Genomic DNA, 21,998 nt, shown 5'->3' with positions numbered 1-21,998 from the left:
CCCCACGGTTGATGAACCGAATATCTGGAACTACCTCTGCCGTGATAACGGTAAAGACTAACGCACGACCGTATGAAACACCGCGAGGCGTATCACCACAGACCGGTCGGTTCGAAGCGCCTGCGGTTCCGAACTCGACGGCTGGGGTCGGGCCGAGATCGAACGACTCCCGTCTACTTATTCTCACCATTTAAGATAATATTTCGGCGAAGGAAAGCGTGAACAAACTTTTTATACACCCATCTGACGGCTCAATCAACAGGAGGATGATGATGCAGGGAACATCGCGAGCAACGCTTGCAGTGTCGGACAGTACGGGCCGTCGTGACACCCACGGGGAACTGCATGAGCCACCATCGCTCGTAACGGTGATCCGCCGATGGAAGCTTCAGGCCTGATACGGGTCGGAGCGGGTGTCATCGTCTTCGTAGCGGTTTTCGCACTGTTCGTGACACCCGCCGCGGGAGCCGCCGACGCCAACTCCGCCGCGTTCGAGTACCACGCCGCCGACCTGCTCAAGGACGGCTCGGACGAGGTCACCGATCGGACGATAACGCTCGTCCCCGAAGGGACTGCGACCGAGGGGGATGTCGTCCGAGTCGTGATCGAAAAGCCGGAACGGGATGCTTTCGAGATCACCGGTGCCTCGGGGACGGCCACCGGGGTCGGCATCGCCGTCGATCACACCGCCGATACGATCGAAATAGAGCTTACGAATCTGGGTGGGAACGGGACGGTCACCGACGCCGAGATCACGGTCGAGGCGAGCCTCCGGGCCACGGACGCTGTCGCCTCCGACGCCGTCGAGTACGACGCGACCACAGTCGGGCGCGTCAAGGAGAACGAGACCGACTTGGGTCTTGACAGCGAAAGTGCGATCACGGTCAGTGTTACTGAGGCTGCGGAAATAGGGTTCACAGCTGAAAATATTGATAAAGAGATTGATGGATCGAACCACGAAGTAAACAATTTTGATCAGCTTGCTCTTACTTTTTCTAAAGATAATGTCGTAGTCGATGATGGAGACACGATTAACTTATCAGTAAATCCTGATATAATCAAAAGCAGTGAAGAAAGTGCTATTGGGATCCGAAATGCCATCGAATGGGAAACACAGGATGAGAACATAAGCCACATATCGGTTTCCAAGTCTAATACAAATATTTTGGATGACCATGCAGATAAAATTACTATTACTATACATACAATAGATGGAGACCCCAAACTAATTTCCAACGAATCGATCGCATTAAATGTAGAGCTATTGATAGATGAAGAATCGCTCAAATACGCTACCAACCGGTACCACCGCGTCGATTTCCTCGAAGTCGACGTCGAGGGCGAGAACAACGCCGAGTTGACAGACAACGAGGACATACGGACCGAATCGCCGCTGTTCGTCGACATCTATCCCGGCGAGGTCGAGGAGTTTTCTCTCGACGGTCCGCAGAGCGGATCCGAGGTCGGGATTTCGGAGAACCGATCGGTTCCGATCGGGACCGTCGAAGACCGCTTCGGCAACGAGATCCGGACTCCGACGTTCCAGACCACACTCTCGGGTGTCGAGGGGAACTACACGCAAACCGACGTCGGGATCGACACCGCCGATCGGGACGGTCTGTATCTCGGCCGGGGGCGGGAGATCGAACCGCGCGTCGGCGTCTTCGATCTGACCGTCGAAGTGACCGACGTCGAGGGGCCGGCCACGCACGCCGACGGGGAGGTGACGGCGACAGTGGAGAACCTCACGATCTACCCCGACAACGTGACCACGCGGGTCGCCGGAAGGTCGAGGGATTTCGACGCCGACGGCGGGTCGGTCGGCGTGGCCGTCGATCTGGGCGTTCGGGACGAGGAGATCGATCGGCTCGATCTCGAGCTACGTCGAGTGAGCGGCAACGGAACGGTAACCGTCAACGAAACCGGCGGGGCGCCGACGGCGACGGACCTCTGGACCGAAACCGAGTACGCCGCCGACGACGAGATGCGCCCGGAGAACGCCTGGGTGATCGAGCGCGGTCTCGCGGCGGCTGATTTCGACGGCGGCGTCCGGACTTACCGGCTCGAATCGAACGCGACGGGACGATACGAGATCACTGCTGACGTGATGCCATACGAGGGACGACTGGTGGCGGAGGAAACCGAAATCCGGAGTTCGACGACCCGGGAACACGAAAACGCGACCCGGGGAACCGCGGAGATCGTCGCGACCGGACCGATCGCGGCCGTCGGCGGCGTGGCTGTCCGCTCCGATCGCGAGTTCGTCGGGATCGAGGCCGACCCGGGTGATCCCGTCGTCGTCGAGCTCGGTCGGTTCGTCGACAGCAACGGAAACGAGATCTCGAACACCGAGGAGACGGTCACCGTCGGTCTGGGCAACGAAACGATCGAGAACGGGGTAGGCACCGGGAGCGTGACGGCCGAGGTCGGACCGACGGCGACCGGTTCCGCGGCGACGGCGAAACTCGATCCGACGGCGATCGACGCGATGGCGGTCGAGACCGGGACGAACGCGACCGTGGCCGTCGCGTTCGAGAGAAACCGGCAGCTGAACGAGACCGACGTCACGCTCGTCCACCGCGTGACGGAGCCAGACGGCTCCGGGTGGCACGCCGGATCGCTCCCGCAACCGGCTACGCTCTACGTCGACGCGGACGGCGCGCGGGATCTCGTCAACTGGAACCCGGACACCGGGCGCTACGAGAGCCCGCCCCGCGCGAACGAAAGCGACGTCCTCGCGGGTGACCGGATCGAGGCCGAACACCTCCACAGGGGGTATTATTTCCGCGCCAAGGACGACAGCGCCCGGCTTGGGTTTGATTTCGTGACCGACGAGAACGCGTCAGTGGACGGATCCGGGACCGTCGAACTCGGTCCGGGGTGGCACCTCGGGAGTTCGAACTACGACATCTCCGCCCACCACCGGCGGGGCCTCGACGACGACGTGAACTGGTCGGAGTACGGGTTCGACACAGCCGACGATGCCTTCCTCATCCGTGACACGGCCGGGAACCGACTCTATGACCGGACGAACGGTACCGATATCGACGGCTCGACGGCGACCGTCGGACACGGCGAGACGTACTGGATACGGGTCCGGGACAGCGAGGATTCCCCGCTCGACCGTGAGATCGTCCGGCCGACGTTCGCCGAAGACGAGGGCATAAAGAAACAGAGATAGACAGATGAAGATATTGAAAAAACTATCCATAGCAGCGGCGCTCGTCGTCCTTCTCGTCGCCTGCTGTAGCGGCATCGCCGTCGCCGAAACCGACAGCCAACCCGGCGAACCGGCGTCGTTCTACGGCGAGGCGACCGAAACCAACGGAACGGATATCCCGTCCGGCGTCGAGATCGTCGCGGTCGTCGACGGCGGCATCGAGGACGGGATCACGGTCAAACCGGCCGGCGAGTACGGTGGTCCGGGCGCGTTCGACGACAAACTTCGGGTCGACAGCACGGCCGGCGACGAAGTAACGTTCCGGCTGGTCGGCCCGAACGGCTCCGCCGGCGGGACGGCCCCGCTCGAATCAGGGGTCTTCGCGGTGAACCTGACGTTCCCGGAGGGATCGATCGAATCGCTCCCGCCGTCTCCGAGCGTCGACATCGAGCCTGCCGTTGCTACGACCGACGCACCCATCACGTTCTCGGCGGCTGGGTCGACCGCCCACGACGACACCGAACTCGCCGCCTTCGAGTGGACGATCGAACGCGACGGCGAAGCGATCGACACCTTCGACGGCGAGGTGGTCGAACAGGACATCGAAGAGGCGGGCGAGTACGACGTCGTGCTGACGGTCACAGATGCCGACGGACGATCTGCGACCGAAACGTCCGAGTTCGAGGTCGAAAGCGCAGGCGGTCAGACTGGGTCGAGCGGGGGAGGCGGGGAGGACTCGACGGGGTCGGGCGCCGGAGGCACGGGAGGCACGGGCGGATCCGCCGGTAGCGGTGGGGGCGGAAGCGGAGGTGGTGGGGGTGGGGGTGGTGGAGGTGGTGGAGGTGGCGGTTCGATGTCGGGATCCGGACCGGGAGCAGCGGACGAAACGGAAGCGAGCGATTCCGACGATCCCGTCGACACGGCGACCCGCCGCATCGAGGATCAGTTCCCGGCCACTCCGGGAACGACGGTCGCCTTCGATGGCACCGCCATCCGCGAGATCGTCCTCGAGGACCGACCCGTGGACGGTGAAATATCGATCGCGGAGTTCGAGACGCCGACCGCCGGCGCGCCGCCGTTACCGGAAGGGCAGAAAGCGGTATCCGCCGCCGAGATCACTGTCCCCGATGTGTATACCGAGACTGACGCGGTGGTCCGTGCGTTCGTCTCCGCGGAATGGTTGACCGAACAGGGGTACGAACCCGAGCATCTGACGGTGTATCGGCTCCCGGACGGCGGCGACCGGTGGGAACCGTTACCGACGGAGACGACCGAAACAGACGGTGGATACCTTGTCGAAGCCGAAACGCCGGGGTTCTCGCAATTCGTCATCGCGGGACGGGTACCCCCCTCGGAGGGAGCTGACGGCACAGGGGCACCGTCCGACACCGATCAGACGGCAACTGAGGGAGACACAGAGGAGGGACCGCAGGAACAGATCGGGGCGGGAGAATCGAGCGGTGCGGCCGTGTTCGATCCGGCTTCGCCGTTCGTCCCGCTGGCCGCCCTCTGTGCGCTGCTCGTCGTCGTCGCCGTGATCGGACGGCTGTTCATCCCACGGCGACGCGACGAGTGGTGACAGAATCTCTCGACCGGCGCCCCGATACGAAGCGTTTTGTCGAACGCGTCAGTACCTCCCGACCATGCAGTTCGGCGTCGACGAGGCCGGCAAGGGTCCGGTCGTGGGATCGATGTTCGTCGCGGCGGTCCGCGCCCCCGAGTCGGCGTTACCGGACGGAATCGACGACTCGAAGCGGCTGACCGACGCGAACCGCGAGGCGCTCGCCGATCGGCTCCGGGGCGACGATCGGATCGAAACCGAACTCGTGGAGGTTCCCCCCGAACGCATCGATGCGGGAAACATGAACGACCTCACCGTGGCTGCCCACGCCGAGGCGATCGACGGCGTTGCCCGGAAGGGAGACCACGGACACTGTGACGCCGCCGACGTCGATGCCGAGCGCTTCGGAAACAGGGTCGAAAACCGGACCGAGACCGACGCGACGACCGAGGCGACACACGGCGCCGACGCGGCCGATGCGCTCGTCGGCGCCGCGAGCGTTCTCGCAAAGAGCGAACGGGAACGCCACGTCGAAACGCTCGAGGGCCGTTTCGGAGAGATCGGCAGCGGCTATCCGAGCGATCCGACGACTCGGACGTTTCTCCGGCGGTATTTCGACGAACACGGACGGTTTCCCCCGCCGACGCGGACGTCGTGGGCGACGTGTGCATCGATCCGGGCCGGCGCCGAGCAGACCGATATCGGAGGGTTCGGAACGGATCGACGGTGAGTGCCACAGCCCGGTCGGGGCGTCGAGTTCCGGTCCCGGAGAGGTTTTTACGCTCCGGACAGGAGAGGTGGTATGGACGGGTCGGAGGCGTCGGCGAACGTTCCCCGGGAGGGGTTCGAGTTCGAACACCGCCCGGAGACCGACCGGGACTTCGAGAGCGCGCTCGAACGGGCCCGGTCGGGCGTCCGCCTCGACGTCGAGGACGCGATCGAACTGTTGACCACCGGGACGGAATCGCCGGGGATCGATCTCGAGCGCAAGGAGCGCGTGCTGGAGACGGCCGACCGTCGTCGCGCCGAGGTGGTCGGCGAACAAGTCACGTTCGTCGCGAACCTCAACAACAACGTCACGACCGCCTGCAACGTCGGCTGTCTGTTCTGTAACTTCAAGGACGCCGCCCAGCGGTTCGAAACCGACCACGACGGGGAGACGGGGGGATTCACCAAGACACCCGAACAGTCCAGAGGGATCGTCGAAGACGCGGTCGAGCGCGGGATCTACGAGGTCTGTTCCGTCTCGGGACTCCATCCGGCGCTCGTCCTCGACGGCGAACACCGCGAGATCCTGGAGGCGGCCGACGGGGGCGAAGACCACAACTACAATCCCTCCTCGGCGTACGACGTCGATCCGGGGACCTACGTCGAACAGATCGAGGCGATGAACGTCGACGGCGTCCACGTCCACTCGATGACGCCCGAGGAGGCCTACCACGCCCGCCGGGGAACAGCGTGGAGCTACCGGGAGGTCTTCGAGCGACTCAGATCGGCCGGGCTCGATTCGGTGCCGGGGACCGCCGCCGAGATCCTCGTCGAGGAGGTCCGGGAGGTTATCTGTCCGGGCAAGGTCGGCACCGACGAGTGGCTGGCGGCGATGGAAGCGGCGGCCGACGTCGGCCTCGGGTTGACGGCGACGATCATGTACGGCCACGTCGAAAACGAGGCCCACCGGGCGCTGCACCTCGATCGGATCCGGACGCTGCAGGACCGAACCGGCGCGATAACCGAGTTCGTCCCGCTGTCCTTCGTCCACCAGGAGACGCCGCTGAAAGAACGGGGACTGGTCGAGACGGGGGCTTCCGTCCACGAGGACGAGTTGATGATCGCCGTCTCGCGGCTGTATCTGGATAACGTCGATCACGTCCAGTCGTCGTGGGTCAAGTACGGCGACACGCAGGGGCTGAAAATGCTCACCTGCGGCGCCGACGACTTCATGGGGACGATCCTCTCGGAGGAGATCACCAAACGCGCCGGCGGCGACTACGGCGAGTTCCGGTCGGTACAGGAGTACGTCGACATGATCGAAGCGATCGGCCGGATCCCCGTCGAACGCTCGACGGACTACGAGAAACGGCGCGTGATCGATCCCGACGGGGACCCGCTCGGGCCGACGCTCGGACCGAAAGCCGACGGGACGCCGCTTCTGTAAGGCTTGCTCTATCCGAGCAGCGCCCGGTACCGCCGGCCGGCCTCGTCGTCGGCATCGATCGCGGCCTCGATCTCCGGCGAAAGCCACTCGGAGCAGACGTACTCCTCGTAGACTGGGAGCCGTTCGGAGAGCGGAACGCCGGCGGTCTCGGCGATGTCCTCGAGTTCCCGCAGTGCCGGCCACGCGTACTCGGGATTGATGTGATCGTCAGTTACCGGCGAGACGCCGCCGAGGTCGTCGATCCCACAGTCGAGCAGATCCGCCACGGGCGCGAGGTTCGGCGGGGACTGGATGCTCACGTCGTCGGGCAGCGCCGCCCGCGCCATGGCCGTCGTCCGTCGCATGGTTTCGAGGTCGGGCGAGCCTTCCTGCCACCGTTCGTTGGGGACGACCGGCTGGACGATGATCTCCTGAATGTGGCCGTACCGCTCGTGGAGTTCGGCGATCGCGAGCAGGCTCTCGGCACGATCTCTGGCCGTTTCGCCGATCCCGACAAGGATTCCGGTCGTGAACGGAACGCCGAGTTCACCGGCGATCGCGAGGGTGGCGATCCGCTGGCCCGGCTCCTTCGATCGGGGGCCGCCGTGGGCCTGTACGTCGGCGGTCGTCTCGAGCATGACCCCCATCGATGCGTTCATGTCGGCGACCAGCTCCATCTGCTCGCGGGTCTGATCGCCCGGGTTCGAGTGTGGGAGAAGCCCACATTCGAGGGCGATCTCACAGGCCTCCCGCAGGTAGGAGTGGATCGAGTCGTGGCCGAGCGTTTCCAGTTGCTCGTAGATCCCGGTGTATCTGTCGTCGGGATCGTCGCCGAACGTGAAAAGCGCCTCCGTACAGCCGGCGTCCGCCCCCCGCTCGCAGATATTCCGGATTTCCTCGGGCGACAGAAGCGACGCCGCACCCGGCGGATCGTAGTACGTACAGTACGTACACGTATACCGGCAGGCGGTCGTCAGCGGGACGAAGACGTTTCTCGCGAAGGTCAGCCCGGAGGCGGCGGCGACGTCGGCCGGCCCGACAGAGACCAATCGCTCGGCGGTAGCCGGATCGATCGTCAATTCGACCCCGTAGGCGTCCGCGCCGAACACGTCTTCCCTTGTGTGGGTGAGAAAAATGAACGTATCGCTCCCGGGATCGAAGAGCAGTCGGGACGGTCCCGGGATCTACCCCCGCGTGACGGTCGCCCTCCCGCCGGTCGCGTCCGTCCCGACGCCCACGGGGGCGTCCTCGAGCCACGCCGCCGCCGGGCCGTCGCCGTGGAGGGCGAGTTCGACGAGGTCCTCGGGCTCGTCGATGTCGACCGAAAGGCGGAACGAGTCGATCTCCGTGACGGTCGCACCGATCGCCTCGGCGATCCGGCGGTGGTCCGCGACAGAAACGCCGTGATAGTCGGTAGAAAAATCCGGATGGCGAACGACCAGAGCGTTCGTCCCCCCGCCGAGCCCGGGGGCGATAACGACGTCGCCGTCGGCCCCGAAGAGCCGCGACAGCGCCGCCGGGGTCGAAAGCGCCAGATCGGCCATGACGACGGCGACCGGCGGATCGAGCCGGTCGTTGACCGCCGGCGTCAACAGCCGGTCGTCGACGACGACCGGCCACTCACAGTCTAGATCGGCGGTCGAAAGCACCGTCGGCGAGCCGCCGGCCTCGGCCACCGTCCCACAGACGTCCTCGAGCATGGCGCGGGCGAAGGCGGCCCGTTCGTCCGGCCGGAGGACGCCCGCGAGTCGTGTCTTCGGCTCCGTCGCCGCGAACGGGACGAGGACGTCCATTACTACTATTTCAGCCGGCTGGGACCCTTCTGTCTGGATTTATACAGCCGGTAGCCGCCGAACGCGACGAGCAGGACGACGATGAGGGCGCCGCCACCGATCATCGCGTTCCGCCTGAACTGGCTCTGTGAGGCCTCACTTTCGGCCCGCTCGGCCAGATCGATCGCGTTCTCGAAGTTACCGTTCTCGTAGGACGAAATCGCACTATCGAGCGAGGACTGGGCCTCATCGGAGTCGGAGCCCTCGACGGCCGTTCGGGCCCCGTCGATCGCCTCACGGGCCTCTTTGCTCTCCTGGGTGTAGTAGTGTATCTCGTGGGTCGCGATGTCGTTGTTCGATCCGCCCTCGCGCTCTTGTGTGAAGCTCGCCACGACGAACTCCTGTGGCGGATCGTAACTCAGCTCGCTGATTTCGGGGGTGGTCCCGGTCACCCGGACCTCGACGGTCGCGGTCCCGTCCTCGATGTTGACCGTCTGTGTCGCGTTCTGCCCGTCGATTTCGTTGCGGGAGATCTCACTTCCCGCCTGATCGTACTGCCGGACCGTCCAGGTGGCGTTCCCGAGTTCAGTCTCGGCCGCGAGCGTCCACGACTCGAACTCGTCGAACAGTTCCGTTATCTCGAAGGTCGTCTCGATGTCCGTCCCGACTTCGGACTCCTCGGAGAGGTCCTGTGGACTGCTCTGTACTGCGGCCGTTGTCCCCGCAAACAGCGTTCCGAACAGCAACACCGCGACAGCCACGGCGACGAGTTTGCTACTCTTCATCGTCGCCGTATTGAATAAGCTCTTCTAAACCTTCTTCGCTTTGGGATTTGAGCTCTTCGCTTCGCTCTTCCGCCTCGATCGCCATCCGCTGCATCTCCTTGACTCGGGGGATCTCCGTGACACCGGAGAGGACGACGATCGCCGCGACCCGATCTTCGTCGGGAAGCGGGTAGTCGCCGGCCCGGACCTCCATACACTCCGTTTTGTTCTCTATCCACTTCCGCGCCTTGTCTATGCCTTTCCGGTTGAGCGCCTCCGGCGGCCCGGACACCAAAAGGAGCGCTCGCTCGGTGCTGTCGACTTCACATTGCAACGTCAGCTTCCCGAGCGTCGCCTTCCGGACGAGGGCGGTGATACGGTTCGTCGCGTCGCCCGCGCTGGCGAAACCGTTCTGGTCGTTACCGCCGCGGAGCTTGTCGAGTAACCCCCCACCGTCGTTCGCGTTTTCGACGACCTCGGAAGCGTAGCCGACGCTCGTGATCCCGTGTTCGCCCAGCGTGTTGATGATCTCCGAAGCGTCGACGACGCTTTCGGCGACGTTGTCGCCGAGCGCCTCGACCTCCCCCGCGGAAAAGAGGGCGCCGAAGCGGGTGATGATCTCGTCGTTGATCTCGGTATATCCTTCTCCGAGGCTCTCGCCGCCGGATTTGAACGCGTCGTTGTCGAACGCCAGGAGGTTATCAACCGTCTCGGCGAAGTCCTGAAACGACCGTGCTGCGTTTCGGTTGTAGATCCCCCCCTCGTCGCGGGCGGGGAGGATTCCGAGCCCGTAGACCGGCTCGACGTAGAGCCGCTGGAGTCGCTCTGCGAGCACCGGCGAGCCGCCGCTGCCGGTCCCGCCCCCGAGGCCGGCGATGATCAGAAAGGCGTCGATCTCGCTGGAAACCATCTTGTCGATCGCGCTCTGTATCTCCTCGATGTCCTCCTGGGTGCATTTCTCTCCCAGTTCCGGTTCGGTCCCCGCGCCGTGGCCCTTCACTATTGACTGGCCGATGAGTACCCGGTTCTCGTGGGGGACGTAATCGAGTCCCATCAGGTCGGCCTTCGCGGAGTTTACCGCGACGGCGTGGCCGACGATACCAGTGCCTCGGGTCGAGTCGTACCTGAGAAACCGGTCGAGAATCTTCCCGCCGGCCTGCCCGAAGCCGATCATTGCAATTTTCATAGATGGTCGTTACTCGGGATAGGGTCCTACTGAAATGATAAGCTTTCGGCCTTCGTCGGACGCTGAGACGACACGTATCGGCTGTCTCATATGTCTTCGTCCCCGAAATCGACGCCGAGATACGCCGAAACCGAGCGCAGATCCCGCTCCTCGAGACCGAAGGCGTCGATGTCGTTTTCGTCGACGGTGTTGTCGAACCGGAGTGATCGGTACTGGTCCGACCCCATCCGCGGCACCCCGGGGACGGCATCGAGGACAGACGCCGGAACGAGATCCAGCGACTTGAGTCCGATCCCCGCGATCCCCATCGGGATCGAAACGACGCCGACCGGCCGGCCGTCGGCCGCGTGGGCCAGTTTCGCGATCTCGGCGAGCGTCAGTACGTCGGGCCCGCCGATCTCGTAGGTCTCTCCGGCGTGGGGGTCGCCGCCGTCCGCCGTGGCCGCCTCGGCCAGCATCGGAACCAGATCGCCGACCCAGATCGGCTGGAACCGCGTCTTTCCGCCGCCCGGAAGCGGCGTAACGTAGGGTGGCGCCAGCCGCTTCGTATAGCGGATGAACTCCCCGTCGTCGCCGAAGACCACCGACGGCCGAAAGATGACCCACTCGGGATCCGACGCCCGGACGATCTCCTCGGCTTGCCCCTTCGATCGGATGTAGGCCGTCTCGCCGCCGGGGTCGGCCCCGAGGGCGCTCATCTGGAGGAGCCGGTCGACACCGTGGGTCTCGGCGGCCTCGACGACGTTCCCGGTCCCGTCACGGTGGATCTCGTAGTGGGTCTCGTTGCCGCCGCGCGGGCGGAACAGCGGCGACAGCGCGACGAGATTGACGACGACGTCCTGGCCCTCGAAGGCCCCTTCGATCGAACCGTAGGCCGTCACGTCACCCATCGCCGTTTCGACACCGTCGGGGAGCGAGTCCCTTTCGGGTGACCGCGACAGCGCCGTCACGTCGTGACCGCGGTCGCGGAGTTCCCGGCAGAGGTGTCCGCCGATGAATCCCGTTCCGCCGACAACGAGTGCGTTCATACCTGTACAACGGCCGGGGACGGTATAAACTGTGGGCGGTGACCGGCCACCGTCGGCGCGCGACGACAACCACTATCACTGCCGCACGAGACCGCCAACCCATGGAGCACTACCGGAAACTCGAGCGGATGTATCACGCCGAGCCGTGCAACGATCACCTCGACGTGACGCTTTCGATCACAGGTGAGGGGGAAGCCGAGATCCGACTCGGCGTCGACGAAGGGGATCATCACGCCGCCGACGGGGTACACGGGACCTACTACTTCAAGGCGCTCGACGATGCCACCTTCTTTGCGGCGAACTCGCTCGTCGAGGACGTATTCCTTCTGACGACCGATTTCCACCTCCAGCTCACTCGCCCGGTCGCCGACGGGAGGCTGCGCGCGACGGCGACCGTCGTCAACGACCACCCGAGACACCTCATCGCCGACGGCGCCCTCTACGACGACGAGGGAAATCAGCTGGCCCGCGGGACGGGGACGTTCGCCCGGAGCGACGTCGAACTCGACGCCGAGATCGGATACGAATAGCCCCGCGCCGAAAGGTTGGACTTATCCGGACGCCCGGAGTTATCGTATCCATGAGCGAAATCGTCGTCACGTTACCCGACGGCTCCGAACTCGAGGTCGAGGCCGGGGCGTCTGTCGAGGACGTGGCCTACGAGATCGGACCGGGGCTCGGCGAGGACACGGTCGCCGGCGTCGTCGACGGCGAACTCACCGACAGGGTCGAGCCTCTCTATGAGGACTGTGAACTCGTCATCGTCACCGAGGGGTCCGAGGAGTACCTGCAGGTGCTTCGACACTCGGCGGCCCACGTCTTCGCGCAGGCGCTCCAGCGGCGCCATCCGGAGGCAAAGCTGGCGATCGGCCCGCCGACCGACGACGGGTTTTATTACGACGTCACGGGCGTCGACCTCTCGGAGGACGACTTCGAGGAACTGGAAGCCGAGATGAGAGAGATCATCGCGGCCGACTACGACATCGAGCGGGTCGAGCGGGATCGCGAGGAAGCCCTCGAGATCTACGCGGACAACGAGTACAAACGGGAGATCCTAGAGACCGAAGCCGAGGGCGAAGAGACTGTCTCGTTTTACGTACAGGACGGCTGGCAGGACCTCTGTCGAGGCCCCCACGTCGAGTCGACCGGCGAGATCGGCGCGGTGAAACTCCTCTCGATCGCGGCGGCCTACTGGCGCGGTGACGAGGAAAACGATACGCTCACGCGGGTGTACGGGACCGCCTTCGAGAGCGAAAGCGACCTCGAAACCTTCCTACAGCGCCGCGAGGAGGCGAAAAAGCGGGATCACCGGAAGCTGGGTACCGAACTCGATCTCTTTTCGATTCCCGACGTGACCGGCCCCGGCCTCCCGCTGTATCATCCCAACGGCAAGACGGTGCTCCGGGAACTCGAGGCGTTCGTCGACGGCCTGAACGACGATCAGGGCTATGAGTTCGTCGAGACGCCGCATCTGTTCCGGACCGAACTGTGGAAACAGTCGGGCCACTACGAGAACTACGTCGACGACATGTTCCTCCTGGACGTCAACGACGAGGAGTACGGCCTCAAGCCGATGAACTGCCCGGGACACGCGACGATCTTCAATCAGGGCAACTGGTCCTACCGGGATCTGCCGATCCGGTACGCCGAAAACGGGAAGGTCTACCGGAAGGAACAGCGTGGGGAACTCTCGGGGCTCTCGCGGGTGTGGGCGTTCACCATCGACGACGGCCACCTCTTTATCAAGCCCGACTCGATCGAGCGGGAAGTAAACGTCATCATGGAACAGATCGAGGAGGTGCTGGAAACGTTCGACCTCGAATACGAGGTCGCCTTGGCCACCCGCCCCGAGAAGTCGGTCGGCTCCGACGAGATCTGGGAGACCGCCGAATCCCAGCTCCGGGACGTCCTCGAAGCCAGGGGGCTCGACTACGACGTCGAACCCGGCGACGGCGCGTTCTACGGACCGAAGATCGACTTCGCCTTCGAGGACGCGCTGGGCCGAAGCTGGGACGGGCCGACGGTCCAGCTCGATTTCAACATGCCCGAGCGGTTCGATCTCTCCTATACCGGCGAGGACAACGAGGAACACCAGCCGGTGATGATCCATCGGGCGCTGTACGGCAGCTACGAGCGGTTCTTCATGGTGCTCGTTGAGCACTTCGACGGGAACTTCCCGACGTGGCTCGCCCCCGAACAGGTCCGGATCCTCCCGGTCTCGGACGACAACATCGGCTACGCCAAACAGCTCAAGAACCGGTATCTCGACGACTTCCGCGTCGAGATCGAGGACCGCTCGTGGACGGTCGGCAAGAAGATCCAGACCGCCCACGACGACCGCGTACCGTACATGCTCGTCGTCGGGGACGACGAACAGGAAGCCGGAACCGTCTCGGTCCGGGACCGCTTCGAGAACGAACGCAAGGACGTCGACGTCGGAACGTTCCGGAATCACCTCGAAAACGAGATCGGCGAAAAGCACACCGAACCCGACTTCGTCGACGGCTCGGAGTGATCCCCGGAGAGCCCGACAGCCCTACTCGTCGTCGTTTTTCAGATCGTCGAGTTCGGCCTCGATCTCCGGATCGGTTCCGGTCCCGGCCTCGATATCGACGTCCTCTTCGGGCTCTACGTCGACGCCATCGCCGCCGGCATCGGAGCCTGTCTCGGCCTTCAGCGTCTCCAGTTCCGCGTCGACTTCACCCTCCTGTCTGATCTCCTCGAGTTCGCGATCGAGGTCGCTCTCTGTCGACAGCGCGCTCTCGAAGGCACCGCTCTCCTCGAGTTCGTCCATCGCGGCCGCCCGCGCCTCCATGTCTTCGGTGTCCTCGCGGGCGCGTTCGATCGACCGGGAGATGTCCTCCATTTCGTCGCCGGCGCCCGTCATGGCCTCGCTGACACGGGCGCTGGCCTCGGCAGCCTCGTAGCGGGCCTTCATCGTCTCCTTCTCGGTGCGGAACTCCTGGATCCGGCGCTGGAGTTCGTTTTTCTTCTCGACGAGGTTGTCCTGGGTGCCCTGTAGATCCGCGATCTGGGTCTCCAGGTCCTCGATCTGGTTCATTTTCTGTTTTTTCTTCTCTAAGGCCCGACGCGCGAGGTCGTCTCTGTCCTGCTCGACGGCCTGTCTGGCCTGTTCGTTGTGTTTTTCGACGTTCTCCTCGAGCCGTCGCTTCTGTATCTCGAGGCGTTTCTTCTGTGTGGTCAGGTCCGCGATCCCCTTTTTTACGTCCTGCAGCTCGTCTCTGAGCTGCTCGTAGGAGTAATCGAGCGTTTCGTGGGGGTCTTCAGCTCGGTTCAGGACGGTGTTGATCTTCGATCGGATGACGTACGATGCCCGCGAGAGGATACCCATATACCGCCGTATTGTGGCCGCTACGATTAAAAGGCTACTCCGTCGCCTCGAGTGTGAACTGCTATCGCGACGGTGGGACGGAAACCATTAGTCCCCGCCACCCGACCTCGCCGCCATGGATACCGACGCCCTGATCGAAGCCGTCGATGACGGCGAGTTACGGATACACGAACTCGAACAGCACGCCGACGCCGACGACGCCGCCGAGGCCCGCCGGCGGCTCGTCACCGCGGAGACGGGGGCGGACCTCGAGACGATCGGCGAGTACGCCTTCGGGGCCGCCGACGCCGAATCGAACGTCGAGAACATGCTCGGCGCGGCGCAGGTACCGATGGGGATCGTCGGCCCGATCGAGATCGACGGCGGGGCCGTCGAGGGGACCAGACGGCTGCCGCTTGCGACCACGGAGGGCGCCCTCGTCGCCTCGGTCAACCGCGGCTGTGCGGGGATCCGGGCCGCCGGTGGTGCCACTGCCCGCGTGCTGAAAAACGAGATGACGCGGGCGCCCGTGTTCCGCGTCGACGACGTCGCCGCAGCCGGCGAGACCGCCGCGTGGGTCCGGGCGAACGTCGACCGTCTGGCGGAGGCCGCCGAGGCGACCACGAGCCACGGCGAACTGCGCGAGGTGACACCGTACGTCGTCGGCGACAACGTCTTCCTGCGGTTCGGCTACGCGACGGGCGACGCGATGGGGATGAACATGGCGACGATCGCCACGGAGGCCGCCTGCGAGGTCGTCACCTCCGAGACCCCCGCCGAACTCGTCGCGCTGTCCGGGAACCTCTGTAGCGACAAGAAACCGGCCGCGATAAACAGTGTCGAGGGACGGGGCCGGACCGTTGCCGCCGACGTCGAGATCCCGCGTGACCTCGTCGAGACGTACTTCAAGACGACGCCGGAGGCGATCGCCGAGGTCAACACCCGCAAGAACCTCGTCGGCTCGGCGAAGGCTGGTGCGTTGGGTTTTAACGCCCACACCGCAAACACCGTCGCCGCGGCGTTTCTCGCGACCGGGCAGGACATCGCCCAGGTGGTCGAGGGGGCAAACGCCATCACGACCGTCGACGTCCGCGAGGGCGGTGACCTCTATGCAAGTCTCACGATCGCCTCCCTGGAAGTCGGAACCGTCGGCGGCGGGACGAAACTGCCGACCCAGACCGAGGCGCTCGAGATCGTCGGGGTCGGCGGCGGCGGCGATCCACCGGGTGAAAACGCCGACGCCCTCGCGGAAGTCATCACGACGGCGGCGCTCGCGGGCGAACTGTCGCTTCTGGGCGCGCTGGCCTCGGACCATCTCGCGAGCGCCCACGAGGAACTGGGCCGATAGCGGGCGAACGATCGCCGATCAGTAAGCGTCTCAGCCCCGGTTTTCGTCCGTCGCGTAGACGCCTTCACGGACGAAGAGCACGGGACAGCCGGCGTTCATCATGATCCGGTGGGAAGTGCTCCCGAAGACGGCCTTCCCGGTCGGGGAGCGCTTCCGGCCGCTCAGATACAGCAGATCGCCGCCGACGGCCTCCGTTTCCTGAATGATCGTCTCCCCTTCGGTCCCGATCGAGCCCCGGATCTCGTAGGGAACGCCGGCAGCCTCGAGTTCGGCCGCGAGGATATCGATCCCCTCGAGGCGGCCGGCGAGCTCGGTCGCCGAGGGCGGGTCTTCGTCGGTAAATCCGGCTTCTTCGAGCCCCTCGTTGTACGCCCGTTCGGTAAATACGTGCAAGAGGACGACGCTTGCCCCCGTCGGCTCGGCGATATCGAGTATCGCCTCGGTAAGTTCCTTGGTCCGGGTATCGTCGTTCGGTCCGACTGCGACGACCAGCGTCTCAAGCGCCATGTGGGATACCGGAGGGCCGTACCTAAAATACTGCGCGGTCCCGGCCAAGGATAGATGGTATTTTTTAGGGTGCCGACGTGACATCGGATACGGATCCGATGGAAGAGCACGACGAGGAACCCTCGACGGAGGAGACAGTTCGGGAGGCGGTCGAGCGGTCCCGAAGCGGCGCCCCGGCGGTCGGAGAGGTCGTCCGCGATCGGTTCGACACCGACGAGGTATTCCAACGCATCATCGTCGCGGCCGACGAAGAGATCGACACCGGCGCCCGGGAGCTGTTTTTCAGCGCGCTCGCCGCCGGATTCGCCATCACGCTCACGTTCCTGATCTACTCCTCGATGAGCGCCAAGTCGGAGAACCCGGTGATCGCCTCGCTACTGTACCCGATCGGCTTCGTCTACATCATCCTCGGGGGCTATCAGCTGTACACCGAGAACACGCTTCCACCGGTCGCGCTCGTCTTAGAACGGCTTGCGTCCATTCCGACGCTTCTTCGGACGTGGGGCATCGTCGCGGTCGGGAACTTCGTCGGCGGCGGCCTCGGCGCGCTCGTGCTCGCATACACGGGCGTCTTTTCGCCGGAGACCGCCGCCGCCGCGATCGAGATCTCCCAGCACGGGCTCCACACCGATTTCTGGGATCTGTTCTTCAAGGCGGGCTTTGCCGGACTCATCGTCGCCAGCGTCGTCTGGCTCGATTTCGCCGCCCGCGATACGATCTCGCGGTTCTTCCTCGTCTACATCGCTTTCCTCATGATCCCGCTCGGCGACCTGTTTCACGTCGTCGTCTCCTTTACCGAACTGATGTATCTGTTCTACCTCGGTGAGGCCGCGCTCCTCGGTGGTCTCGTCGAGTTCGTCCTGCCGGTGTTTCTGGGGAACACGATCGGCGGCGTCGTGCTCGTGACCGTCGTCAACTACTTCCAGACGACCGAACGACGGCTGGAATCCGCCCGGGAGGACGGCGCCGACCGACAGCTCTCGATACAGGAGTGGATCGGGGGCGGGAGCGTCGGCCGGACGTACGTCCCGGCCGACAGACCCACAAGACACCGGCGGACCCGGAAGGGCAGCGACGACGAGGACGACTGATCGCCCTCGGTCGCCGGCAGTTCTGGACCACGGATCGCCGGCACAATCAGGCGGATCGACGGACCAACACGATCAGTGCGATCGCCCCGGCTACCAGCGCGCCGCCGCCGACCGCGAAAAGCACGTCGTTAGAGCGCATTCCGCCGATACCGAGCAGCACCCAGCCAAGTCCCGCCAGGGCGTGGACCGCCCCCAGGGTTCGGTTCCCTTCCCGGAGGTACATCCCGCTACCGCCGAACAGCCCGCCGGCGAAGACGAACGCCGAGACGTCCCGGAGCGCGATGGCCGTTCCGCCGACGTCGACCGGATCGACGAGCGGGTCCGCGAAGAACAGCACGAGGCCGGCCCCGAGGCCGCCGACGATGAGAAGCGGGGCGAGCGTCTCGTCGTCCGGTTCGTCGATCAACTCGCCGTCGTCGTCGAAGTCCTCCGGGGAGAACCGGTACTCCTCTTCGTCAGTCACCGTCGATCCCTCCGAAGGCACAGACAGTGTCACACCGATCGGGGCGCAGCCGCGACGAGGGCCGTCGTCGGATCGCGCTCATAGCTTCCGGTAGCCCTCGTCCGTTCTCGTTACCTCGCCCGCCCGGCGGAGCCGATCGAGCGCCCGTTCGACGAACCCTTCCTCGAGGCCGGCCGCTTCGGCGTAGGCCGTCAACTCCGCCGCCGTCGGTTCGTCCAGTTCCTCCAATCCGTCGAGGACGACCTGCTTTCGGCTCCGCGAGCGGCCCGACCCCTCGATCCGTTCCTCGGCGGCCGCCACCGCGTCCGGGTCGACCCCCGAGGCCGAGAGGAACGCCACCTCGTCCATCCCGACGGCGTCGATGTCGATCTCCTCGGGATCGACGAACTCGCCGTCGTCGGATCGCTCGGCGAGCATCGCGCTCCGGACGCGCGCGGCGGCCGCGGAGGTCTCCGTTTCGGCGAAGCTCCGGAGCTTCTCGAGGCGGTATCGCGTCCGACAGCGCGGACACTGGGTCGTCTCCGGGCGTCCCTCGACGGTCCAAAGCGCCTGGCAGTTCCGACAGCCGACGACCCGATACATACCGGTGGGTCCGGCCCCTGTCAGTTGAATCTGCCGGCACGGCTCTGCCGCCTTTCCTGAAAAACAATTACCTAATACATCCTTGTATGGAATAAACCCACCATTATACTTTGAGGGGAAGTCTCTTTATGACGCATTCTTAACTTACGGTAATGCCTGAGCGAACCGACAACCCCGGGGCCACCGACGGGCTCGCGGATCCGACCGACCACCGCGCGAACTGCGGGGTCGGCGTGGTCATGGACCTCGACGGCGGCCGATCCCACGAGACCGTCTCGGACGGGCTCGAACTGCTCGAGAACCTCGAACACCGCGGTACGACGGGTGCAGACGAGAACACCGGTGACGGGGCAGGGATACTGCTGCAGACGCCGCACGAATTCTTCGAGGCGGAGATAGACGGCCTCCCGGAACCGGGCGATTACGCCGTCGGCTCGGTCTTTCTGCCGCCGGATCCCGATGCCGCCGCCCACCTGCAGGACATCACCGAGACCGTCCTCGCCGAGCACGGACTCGACCTTTTCGCGTGGCGGGACGTCCCGACCGACAACGCATCCCTCGGCGAGACTGCCGTCGAATCGGAACCGAACGCAGTCCAGTGTTTCGTCCGATCGGAACTCGACGACGACGAGTTCGATCGCGCACTCTACGTCGGCCGCCGTGATCTCGAAACCACGATCGAGGATCGCCGGCCAGAGGGCTCGGCGCGGTTCTATATCTGCTCTCTGGACCGTGAGACGGTCGTCTACAAGGGCCTTCTGACCGCCGAACAGCTGCCGGCGTACTACCCGGACCTGCTCGATCGGCGCGTCCGGTCGACCTTCGCGATGGTCCATGCCCGTTTCTCGACGAACACCCTCGGCGCGTGGCACCTCGCACACCCGTACCGAAACATCATCCACAACGGCGAGTTCAACACCATCCAGGGCAACATCAACTGGATGCGCGCCAGGGAAAACGACCTCGCGCATCCGGCCTTCGGGGAGGACATAGAGAAACTACACCCGATCATCAACGATCCCGAACAGTCCGACACCGCCTCCGTCGACAACGCCCTGGAGTTGCTCATGCAGGGCGGCCGGGAGATGCCCCACGCGCTCCGGATGTTGATCCCCGAGGCCTGGCGTGGGGAAGCAAACCGGGTCTCCGAGGAGCGACGGGAGTGGTACGATTATCACGCCTCGCTCGTCGAGCCGTGGGACGGGCCGGCGCTGGTCGCCGCGACCGACGGCGAGCGGGTCGGGGCCGTCCTCGACCGGAACGGGCTCCGGCCCTGTCGGTACGACGTGACGACCGACAACACGCTGATCATGGCCAGCGAGGCGGGGGCTCTGGAGCCGGATTTCGGCGAGATCGAGCGCCGGGATCGCCTCCAGCCCGGCCAGCTTTTCGTCGCCGACCCCGAGGAGGGACGGGTCGTCCCCGACGAGGAGATCTTCGACGAGCTCGTCGACGAGAAGTACGGCGAGTGGGTCGAGAAACACCAGCTCACGATCGAGGAACTCGCCGAGCAAGATCCGGGCCCGAAGGGAGAGGTCGACTCGTTGCGCTCACAGCAAGCCCTGTACGGCTACACCCACGACGAGATAGATCACCTCATCGAGCCGATGGCCAAAGACGGGAAGGACCCCGTCGGGTCGATGGGCGACGACACGCCGTTGAGCGTCCTCTCGCAGTTCAACCGACCGCTCTTCACGTATTTCAAACAGCTGTTCGCGCAGGTGACGAACCCGCCGCTCGATTACATCAGGGAGGAACTGGTCACCTCCCTGGAATCGCGGCTCGGCTACCAGCGGAACCTGCTCGAGGAGACGCCGGAACACGCGAACCAGCTCGTCCTCGAGTCTCCGATCCTCACCGACACGGAGACCGCCGCGGTCAAGGATCTCGACGGCGACCTCTCGACGTACGTCCTCGATATCACGTTCGACCCCGAAAGCGACCTCGAAACCGCGGTCGGGAAGATCCGCAGGGAGGCAACGGTCGCAGCACAGGAACACGACGTCATCGTACTGTCGGACCGGGCGGCCGACGCGGACGCGATCCCGATCCCCGCTTTGCTCGCGACCGGCGGCGTCCACCACCACCTCGTCAGGAACGGACTCCGGAACCACGTCGGGCTCGTTCTCGAGTCGGGCGATCCCCGGGCCGTCCACCACGTCGCGACGTGTATCGGCTACGGCGCCGGCGCGGTAAACCCCTATCTCGCCTACCAGTCGATCTCGGATCTCGTGGCCGGCCCCGACGGCGCCGAGGAAGACGCGGCCATCGAGGCGTATATCAAGGCCGTCGAGGACGGCCTGCTGAAGACGATGGCGAAGATGGGAATTTCGACGGTCGAATCGTATCAGGGCGCCCAGATCTTCGAGGCGGTCGGGCTGGACTCGGATTTCGTCGCCGAGTACTTCGAGGGGACGACAGCCCGCACCGAGGGGATCGACATCGACGACGTCGAGGCTGACCTCCGGAAACGCTACGCCGTCGCCTTCGAGGACGATGCCGACCTCGAACGGCAGGGCGAGTACGAACACCGCTCGTCGGGGATGTTCCACGAGTGGAACCCCGAATCGGTCGGCACCCTCCAGAAGGCGGTCCGGCAGGGCGACTACGGGCAGTACCAGGAGTTCGCCGAGCTGATGAACGACCAGCAGGAAAACCTCCAGACGCTGCGCGGACTTCTGGAGTTCGACTCCGATCGGGACCCCGTCGACGTCGAGGACGTCGAGCCGGTCGAGAATATCGTCGAACGGTTCTCGACTGCGGCGATGAGCCTCGGGAGCCTCTCGCCGGAGGCCCACGAGAACAACTCCATCGCGATGAACCGGCTGGGCGGGAAATCAAACACCGGGGAGGGCGGCGAGCCGCCCGAACGGTTCGGCACGGAAAAGGAGTGCAACGTGAAACAGGTCGCCTCCGGCCGCTTCGGCGTCACCTCGACGTACCTGACGAACGCCGACGAACTCCAGATCAAGATGGCCCAGGGCTCGAAGCCCGGCGAGGGGGGCCACCTGCCGGGCGAGAAGGTCAACGAGATGATCGCCCACGTCCGCTACTCTACGCCCGGCGTCGGG

17 protein-coding genes and 1 pseudogene are annotated in these 21,998 nt (G+C 64.8%); 9 read left to right on the top strand and 9 right to left on the bottom strand.

What is annotated here, in order from left to right:
• The first annotated feature begins 379 nt into the window (after positions 1-379).
• From KM295_RS15350 to cofH, 4 genes are all read left to right on the top strand, one after another.
• Positions 380-3,181, top strand: coding sequence for a hypothetical protein (locus KM295_RS15350; protein ID WP_256030912.1), 2,802 nt, complete (start codon positions 380-382; stop codon positions 3,179-3,181).
• Positions 3,182-3,185: 4 nt separating this feature from the next.
• Positions 3,186-4,739, top strand: a complete 1,554-nt coding sequence (locus KM295_RS15345) for a PGF-pre-PGF domain-containing protein (protein WP_256030911.1) — start codon at positions 3,186-3,188, stop codon at positions 4,737-4,739.
• A 64-nt stretch (positions 4,740-4,803) separates the two neighbouring features.
• A complete protein-coding gene (gene rnhB / locus KM295_RS15340) occupies positions 4,804-5,451 on the top strand; it encodes a ribonuclease HII (protein WP_256030910.1) in 648 nt (215 codons plus the stop codon).
• Positions 5,452-5,523: 72 nt separating this feature from the next.
• Entirely contained in the window at positions 5,524-6,876 is a 1,353-nt protein-coding gene (gene cofH, locus KM295_RS15335; protein ID WP_256030909.1) for a 7,8-didemethyl-8-hydroxy-5-deazariboflavin synthase subunit CofH, read from the top strand.
• Positions 6,877-6,884: 8 nt separating this feature from the next.
• Here the strand turns inward: cofH and cofG are convergent, their stop codons facing one another.
• The 5 genes from cofG to KM295_RS15310 all read right to left on the bottom strand — a co-directional run bounded on the left by cofG (position 6,885) and on the right by KM295_RS15310 (position 11,605).
• Positions 6,885-7,964 (bottom strand): 7,8-didemethyl-8-hydroxy-5-deazariboflavin synthase subunit CofG, encoded by a 1,080-nt coding sequence (cofG, locus tag KM295_RS15330; protein WP_256030905.1) that lies wholly within the window; start codon positions 7,962-7,964, stop codon positions 6,885-6,887.
• Positions 7,965-8,039: 75 nt separating this feature from the next.
• Positions 8,040-8,648 carry a 2-phospho-L-lactate guanylyltransferase gene (gene cofC, locus KM295_RS15325; RefSeq protein WP_256030904.1) on the bottom strand — a complete coding sequence of 203 codons (609 nt, stop codon included), beginning with the start codon at positions 8,646-8,648 and terminating at the stop codon, positions 8,040-8,042.
• Between the two features lie 5 nt (positions 8,649-8,653).
• Positions 8,654-9,412, bottom strand: coding sequence for a response regulator (locus KM295_RS15320; RefSeq protein WP_256030902.1), 759 nt, complete (start codon positions 9,410-9,412; stop codon positions 8,654-8,656).
• Complete coding sequence (locus tag KM295_RS15315; protein WP_256030899.1) at positions 9,402-10,577, bottom strand: tubulin/FtsZ family protein; 1,176 nt, start codon at positions 10,575-10,577, stop codon at positions 9,402-9,404. The genes KM295_RS15320 and KM295_RS15315 overlap by 11 nt, the downstream gene beginning before the upstream one ends.
• Before the next feature lie 86 nt (positions 10,578-10,663).
• The gene (locus KM295_RS15310) at positions 10,664-11,605 is read right to left on the bottom strand and encodes a complex I NDUFA9 subunit family protein (RefSeq protein ID WP_256030897.1); all 942 of its coding nucleotides are present in this window, start codon (positions 11,603-11,605) and stop codon (positions 10,664-10,666) included.
• A gap of 101 nt (positions 11,606-11,706) precedes the next feature.
• On the opposite strand from KM295_RS15310, the gene KM295_RS15305 reads away from it, so the two are divergent.
• Both KM295_RS15305 and thrS read left to right on the top strand, forming a co-directional pair.
• Positions 11,707-12,135 carry a PaaI family thioesterase gene (locus KM295_RS15305; RefSeq protein WP_256030896.1) on the top strand — a complete coding sequence of 143 codons (429 nt, stop codon included), beginning with the start codon at positions 11,707-11,709 and terminating at the stop codon, positions 12,133-12,135.
• A gap of 50 nt (positions 12,136-12,185) precedes the next feature.
• Positions 12,186-14,120, top strand: coding sequence for a threonine--tRNA ligase (gene thrS, locus KM295_RS15300; RefSeq protein ID WP_256030895.1), 1,935 nt, complete (start codon positions 12,186-12,188; stop codon positions 14,118-14,120).
• Between the two features lie 21 nt (positions 14,121-14,141).
• On the opposite strand, the gene KM295_RS15295 is transcribed toward thrS, so the two are convergent.
• A complete protein-coding gene (locus KM295_RS15295) occupies positions 14,142-14,957 on the bottom strand; it encodes a PspA/IM30 family protein (RefSeq protein ID WP_256030894.1) in 816 nt (271 codons plus the stop codon).
• A gap of 115 nt (positions 14,958-15,072) precedes the next feature.
• Here KM295_RS15295 and hmgA point away from each other — a divergent pair, with 115 nt between their 5' ends.
• On the top strand, positions 15,073-16,284 hold the full coding sequence (hmgA, locus tag KM295_RS15290) for a hydroxymethylglutaryl-CoA reductase (NADPH) (RefSeq protein WP_256030893.1): 1,212 nt from the start codon (positions 15,073-15,075) through the stop codon (positions 16,282-16,284).
• 30 nt (positions 16,285-16,314) lie between these two features.
• Here hmgA and KM295_RS15285 read toward each other — a convergent pair whose 3' ends face one another.
• A complete protein-coding gene (locus KM295_RS15285) occupies positions 16,315-16,791 on the bottom strand; it encodes a universal stress protein (RefSeq protein WP_256030892.1) in 477 nt (158 codons plus the stop codon).
• A 98-nt stretch (positions 16,792-16,889) separates the two neighbouring features.
• On the opposite strand from KM295_RS15285, the pseudogene KM295_RS15280 reads away from it, so the two are divergent.
• Positions 16,890-17,822, top strand: a pseudogene (locus tag KM295_RS15280) (formate/nitrite transporter family protein); the annotation flags it as partial.
• 106 nt (positions 17,823-17,928) lie between these two features.
• Here KM295_RS15280 and KM295_RS15275 read toward each other — a convergent pair.
• Both KM295_RS15275 and KM295_RS15270 read right to left on the bottom strand, forming a co-directional pair.
• Positions 17,929-18,345, bottom strand: a complete 417-nt coding sequence (locus tag KM295_RS15275) for a hypothetical protein (RefSeq protein WP_256030890.1) — start codon at positions 18,343-18,345, stop codon at positions 17,929-17,931.
• Between the two features lie 78 nt (positions 18,346-18,423).
• Positions 18,424-18,927, bottom strand: coding sequence for a DUF5817 domain-containing protein (locus KM295_RS15270; protein WP_256030889.1), 504 nt, complete (start codon positions 18,925-18,927; stop codon positions 18,424-18,426).
• 152 nt (positions 18,928-19,079) lie between these two features.
• Between KM295_RS15270 and KM295_RS15265 the strand changes: the two genes are divergently transcribed.
• A partial coding sequence (locus KM295_RS15265) for a glutamate synthase central domain-containing protein (RefSeq protein WP_256030888.1) occupies positions 19,080-21,998 on the top strand: 2,919 nt, incomplete at its 3' end.

It is taken from the genome of Natronomonas aquatica, assembly GCF_024449025.1.
Lineage (GTDB): Archaea > Halobacteriota > Halobacteria > Halobacteriales > Haloarculaceae > Natronomonas > Natronomonas aquatica.
This window is presented reverse-complemented; position numbering and strand designations above follow the sequence as displayed.